The following is a 5,508-nucleotide window of genomic DNA, read 5'->3' on the forward strand; positions in this document are numbered from 1 at the left end:
CGCCCTGCTGGCCGCCCTCCCCCGGCTCCTCCGGTCCCGGCGGCGACAGCGGCGGATGCGGGTGCTGGGCGACGCGCAGGCGCCGGCGGCCGATCGGGCCCTGGCGGGGTGGGCGGAGGTCGAGGACCTGGGTGTCGACCACGGGCTGGGCCGCGCCGCCGCGGAGACGCCCCGGGCCTACGTGGACCGGCTCGGCGCCGTGGTCCCGGCCGCCGCGCCGGCGCTGGGGCGGCTCGGCCGGGACGTGGAGCGGGCCCTCTACGCGCCGGGCACCGCGGAATGGACCCCCGAGGCCGGCCCGGAGGACGTCACGGCGCTGCGGACGGGTCTCGCCGAGCGCGGCGGCCCCGGCGCACGACGCGCCCGGTGGCTCCCCCGCTCGGTGACGCCCCGCTCGGTGCCGCCCCGCCGCTGAGCGACACTCCGACCGCCGAGTCCCCCCGGTGCTCGCAGTTCCCCCCGATCGATCCGGGGGAACTGCGAGCACCGGGGGGACTCGGCGGGCCACGGGGTCAGGGGCGGGGCGTCACCACTTGTAGTCGAGGAACTTCCCGTCGAAGGTGACCACCACGCGGTCGCCGTCCGGGTCGGGCCGGCGGGAGACGTCGACCCGGAAGTTGATGGCGCTCATGATCCCGTCGCCGAACTCCTCGTGGATGAGCTCCTTCAGGGCCGGCCCGTACACGGAGAGAGCCTCGACGAAGCGGTAGACCGTGGGGTCCGTCATCCGCGCCGGGTCGCTGCCGCGGGACGGCTGCTGCTGCAGGCTCTCGGCGACCGTCCCGTCCAGGCCCAGCAGGTCGCACACCTGCCGGGCCTGCTCCGGGGTCATCGGGTGCTGGCCCAGCAGCGCGGCGGTCGTCCAGACGTGCGGGGCGCGGATCTCGTCGGCGATCTCGCGCCAGGACAGGCCGCGGCGCACCCGGGCGGCGACCACGAGGTCGGCGGCGTCGGACTTGGTCAGGATCGGGGTCATGCGGGGCTCCTCGGGAGTCGGCGAGCTGGTGGGGGCGGGTCGGCCGGATCCGGCGCTCACGCGACCGGGACGCGGTCCTCCTGCACCGCCGGCCGGATGCGGGGCGCCCCGGTGCGGGCGTGGGTGGCGTAGAGGGTGAGCCCCACGAAGGTCAGCCCGCCCACCAGGTTGCCGAGCACGGTGGGGATCTCGTTCCACACGAGGTAGTCCATGACCGAGAAGTCGCCGCCGAGGAGCAGACCGGAGGGGAACAGGAACATGTTGACGATCGAGTGCTCGAAGCCCATGTAGAAGAACAGCATGATGGGCATCCACATCGCGATCACCTTGCCGGAGACGCTGGTGGACATCATCGCGGCGACCACCCCGGTGGAGACCATCCAGTTGCACAGGACGGCGCGGACGAACAGCGTCAGCATCCCGGCGGCGCCGAACTCGGCGTAGCCGACGGTCCGGCCCTCACCGATCTCGCCGATCTGGCGGCCGACCTCGTCCGGGGGCAGGGAGAAGCCGTAGGTGAAGATGATCGCCATCAGCACGGCCACGACGAACGCCCCGGCGAAGTTGCCGGCGAACACCAGGCCCCAGTTGCGCAGCATCGAGCGGACGGTGACGCCGGGGCGCCTGTCGATGAGCGCGAGCGGCACGAGGGTGAACACGCCGGTCAGGAGGTCGAAGCCCAGCAGGTACAGCAGGCAGAACCCGACCGGGAACAGCACGGCCCCGAGCAGCGGCTCGCCCGTCCGCACGGTGACGGTGACGGCGAAGGCCGCGGCGAGCGCGAGGATCGCACCGGCCATGAACGCACGGATCAGGGTGTCGCGGGTGGACATGGCGACCTTCGCCGCTCCGGCGTCGATCATCTTCGTGACGAAGTCGGCGGGCATCACATAGGACATGGCATGGCTCCGTTGCTGGACGGACAGGAGGATGCCGGGTCCCGCGGGGCACGTGCCCCGCTCCCGGCACGTCCCAGTCTGGCCGGGCCGTGTTTCCGCACCGTGTCCCCGTCCGCTCCCGGGGGTCAACTCGGCCTCACCGGGGCGCGGCGCGCCTGTGAGGCGACGCCCGGGCCGGACCGCCCCTATGCCTTGCGGGCGGCCAGCACCGTCTCGTAGAGCTCCCGCTTGCCCACGCCCGTGCGCTCGGCCACGCGGCCGGCGGCGTCCTTGAGCCGGGTCCCGGCGGCCACGAGCGCCTCCACCTCGGCCACGAGGTCCTCGGGTCGCGCGGCCTCGGGGGCGGGGGCACCGGCGACGACAACGGCGATCTCCCCGCGCACCTGCCCCTGCGCGCACCAGTCCAGGAGCTCGGTGAGCGAGCCCCGCACGACCTCCTCGTGCAGCTTGGTGAGCTCCCGGGCGACGACCGCCCGGCGGCCCGGGCCGAACGCGTCCCGCAGCGCGGCGAGCATGACCTCGAGCCGGTGCGGGGCCTCGTAGAAGACCATGGTGCGCCGCTCGCCGTCGAGCTCGGCCAGCCGGGCGGCACGCTCCGAGGACTTCCGCGGCAGGAAGCCCTCGAACGTGAACCGGTCCGTGGGCAGGCCGGACACGGCCAGTGCCATGAGCACCGCCGAGGGGCCGGGGATCGCGGTCACGGTCAGGCCCTCGGCGGCCGCGGCCTCCGCGAGCCGGTAGCCGGGGTCGGAGACGGTGGGCATCCCGGCGTCGGAGAGGACCAGCACGGTGCTTCCCGACCGGACGGCGTCGAGCAGCTCGGCGACCCGTCCGGCCTCGTTGTGCTCGTGGTGGGTGAGCACGCGGCCGCGCGTGGTGACCCCGAGCCCGGCGGTGAGCCGGCGCAGCCGCCGGGTGTCCTCCACGGCGAGCACGTCCGCGGTCTCGAGGGCTGCCCGCAGCCGGGGCGGCGCGTCCCCGAGGTTGCCGATCGGAGTGCCCGCCAGGACCACCTGCCCGGGACCCGCGGCGGCGCCGTCGGAGGCGCCGTTCCGGGCGTCGGCGGCGTCGGTGGGGGCGTCGGCAGGAGTGTCGTCGTGGGGTTCCGTGTGCACGGGTCCACTCTACGGCGCGCCCCGCGGGCCTCCCCCGCGGCTCAGCGGGCGCCGGGACGCGTCCCCTACGATGACACCGTGAGTTCCTCGGTGCGCGCCCCACTCCTGGCGCCGGAGCCTCGGCCGGCGGCACCGGTGGGCACCCTGCGTCGGTCCCTGGCCCCCGCCGCCCTGCGGGAGCGGCTGCTGCCGGCCCCCGCGGCGGTGGCCCGGCTCGCGTGGCTGGGGCCGCTGCTGGTGGTCCTGCTCGGCGGGCTGCTGCGCTTCCACCGGCTCTCCCACCCGGACGCGATCGTCTTCGACGAGACCTACTACGTGAAGGACTCCTACTCGCTGCTGCTGCACGGCTACGAGCGGCAGTGGCCGGAGGGCGCAGACGAGCTGTTCGTGGCCGGCACCCCGCCGGAGGCCCTGGCCACCCCCTCCTACGTGGTGCACCCGCCGGCCGGGAAGTGGCTCATCGCGTTCGGCATGTGGCTCTTCGGCGCCGAGGACCCGCTGGGCTGGCGCTTCTCCGCGGCCCTGGTCGGGACGCTGTCCATCGCACTGGTGTGCGCCGCCGGGTGGCTGCTCTTCCGCTCGGTCACGGTGGCCACGCTCGCGGGGCTGTTCACCGCGGTGGACGGGCTGCACCTGGTGCAGTCGCGGCTCGCGATGCTGGACGTGTTCCTGATGTTCTTCGTGCTGCTCGCGTTCGTCCTGCTCCTGCTGGACCGGGAGCACGGGCGCCGCCGCCTGGTCGCCCGGCTGGGGGTGGCCCCGGGCCGCGACGTCCCGGAGGCGGAGCTGCGGCGCCGCCTGGAGTGGGGGCCGTGGCTGGGCGTGCGCTGGTGGCGGATCGCGGCGGGCGCGGCCTGCGGGCTCGCGGTGGGCGTGAAGTGGAGCGCCCTGTTCCTGGTGGCCGGGCTGGGCGTGCTCACGGTGCTGTGGGACCTCAACGCCCGCCGGGTGGCCGGGGTGCGGCGCTGGTTGCCCGCCGGGGTGCTCAAGGACGGCGTGCCCGCGTTCTTCGCGGTCGTCGGGACGGGCCTGGTGGTCTACGTGTCCACCTGGGCGGGCTGGTTCGCCTCGACGGGCGCCTACGACCGCACCTGGGCGCAGCAGCACCCGGGCGAGGGCCCCCAGTGGCTGCCCGCGCCCCTGCGCTCGCTGTGGGCCTACCACTCCTCCGCCTACGGCTTCCACAGCGGCCTGGGCACCGAGCACGCCTACGAGGCGCTGCCGTGGCTGTGGCTGACCCTGGGCCGGCCCACCTCCTACTTCTACGAGGACCCGGAGCGGGGCAGGTCCGGGTGCGCGGTGGAGCACTGCTCGCAGGCGATCCTCAACCTCGGCAACCCGCTCCTGTGGTGGACGGCGATCGCCGCCGTGCTCGTGGCCGCGTGGCTGTGGGCCGTGCGGCGGGACTGGCGCTTCGGGGCGCTGACCGGTGTGTTCGCCGCCGGGTACCTGCCCTGGTTCCTGTACCCCGAGCGCACCATGTACTACTTCTACGCGCTGCCCGTGCAGCCGGCCCTGATGCTCATGCTCGCCGGCATGCTCGGCCTGGTCCTGGGCCGGCCCGGGGACACCGTGCGGCGCCGGCGTGCGGGTCTCACGGTGGTGGGGGTGTTCACGGCCGCGGTGCTCCTGCTCAGCGCGCACTTCGCCCCCGTCTGGTACGCGGAGACCGTCGAGTACGCCCAGTGGCGGGAGCGGATGTGGTTCACCGCCTGGATCTGACCCGCCGGCTCAGCGACCGGCCAGCCGCTGCTTGAGCTCCTGCCGCCGGCGCACCCGGTCGAGGGCCCGGTGCCGGCGGAAGGCCGTGGGCCAGGTGGCGGCCATGACCGCGAGCGCCCCCAGGAGGGCGAGGCCGGCCACGGCGATCGCGGCGTCCATCCAGAACTGGGTGGGGTACAGCCGGATGAGGGTGTCCGAGGCCCGGAAGGTCCAGGACCCGTCCGTGAAGAACAGGGAGTGGAACAGCGCGAAGAACTGCTGCCAGCCGAGCACCGCGGCGACGGCCAGCGCCACCAGCAGCGCCACGGTCAGCCACGAGCCGAAGAACAGGGCGCCGGAGGCGGCCCCCGGGGCCTTCGCCCGCAGGTACAGGCACGAGACGAGGCCGAGCAGCGCGAGGACCGCGACCACCGCGAGCGCGGCCTGCAGCACGATCTTCACGTCGGTCATGTGCGCGACCTCGGAGCCCAGGAACAGCGGGGCGCCGTCCGCGTCCTGCAGCCCGCCGAGGAACCCGGCCGGGGCCCAGTTCATGACGTAGTCCAGCCCGTAGGAGCCGAAGACCATCCGCTCCTCGGTGGAGAAGCCGTAGGAGTCCGCCGGGAAGCCCGGGCGGTGGTACTCCGCCCACAGGAACAGCGGCGTGGCCACCACGCGCACGGCCGCGGCGAGCAGCGCGAGCGGGAGCACGAGCGCCAGGAGAACCTGCTGCAGCCGCGGCAGCCGCGGCTCGTCCGCCAGCGCGTCCCGGCGCAGCGCGGATCGGCGGCGCGCCTCCGCGTCCGGGTCCTCGTCC

The 5,508-nt window shown here is 74.7% G+C and carries 6 protein-coding genes; 2 read left to right on the plus strand and 4 right to left on the minus strand.

Translation table 11 applies throughout. From position 1 onward, the window contains the following. A partial coding sequence (locus CRM73_RS18010) for a DUF4129 domain-containing protein (RefSeq protein ID WP_229588671.1) occupies positions 1 to 415 on the plus strand: 415 nt, incomplete at its 5' end. A 111-nt stretch (positions 416 to 526) separates the two neighbouring features. Here the strand turns inward: CRM73_RS18010 and cynS are convergent. From cynS to rsmI, 3 genes are all read right to left on the minus strand, one after another. Next, the gene (gene cynS / locus CRM73_RS18015) at positions 527 to 976 is read right to left on the minus strand and encodes a cyanase (RefSeq protein WP_035926675.1); all 450 of its coding nucleotides are present in this window, start codon (positions 974 to 976) and stop codon (positions 527 to 529) included. Positions 977 to 1,032: 56 nt separating this feature from the next. After that, positions 1,033 to 1,875: a formate/nitrite transporter family protein gene (locus CRM73_RS18020; protein WP_229588672.1), complete on the minus strand. Its 843-nt coding sequence runs from the start codon at positions 1,873 to 1,875 to the stop codon at positions 1,033 to 1,035. Positions 1,876 to 2,060: 185 nt separating this feature from the next. After that, positions 2,061 to 2,990: a 16S rRNA (cytidine(1402)-2'-O)-methyltransferase gene (rsmI, locus tag CRM73_RS18025; RefSeq protein WP_229588673.1), complete on the minus strand. Its 930-nt coding sequence runs from the start codon at positions 2,988 to 2,990 to the stop codon at positions 2,061 to 2,063. A 78-nt stretch (positions 2,991 to 3,068) separates the two neighbouring features. Here rsmI and CRM73_RS18030 point away from each other — a divergent pair, with 78 nt between their 5' ends. Continuing rightward, positions 3,069 to 4,712, plus strand: coding sequence for a phospholipid carrier-dependent glycosyltransferase (locus CRM73_RS18030; protein ID WP_229588674.1), 1,644 nt, complete (start codon positions 3,069 to 3,071; stop codon positions 4,710 to 4,712). Between the two features lie 9 nt (positions 4,713 to 4,721). Here CRM73_RS18030 and CRM73_RS18035 read toward each other — a convergent pair. After that, on the minus strand, positions 4,722 to 5,508 hold a 787-nt coding region (locus CRM73_RS18035; RefSeq protein ID WP_370658567.1), incomplete at its 5' end, for a TIGR01906 family membrane protein.

Source organism: Kocuria sp. CCUG 69068, from assembly GCF_020833785.1.
GTDB lineage: Bacteria > Actinomycetota > Actinomycetes > Actinomycetales > Micrococcaceae > Kocuria > Kocuria rosea.

What these genes read in the sequence shown, in the direction of transcription:
- cynS (WP_035926675.1), bottom strand. Translation starts at nt 976, where the DNA reads ATGACCCCGATCCTGACCAAGTCCGACGCCGCCGACCTCGTGGTCGCC.
- CRM73_RS18020 (WP_229588672.1), bottom strand. Translation starts at nt 1,875, where the DNA reads ATGTCCTATGTGATGCCCGCCGACTTCGTCACGAAGATGATCGACGCC.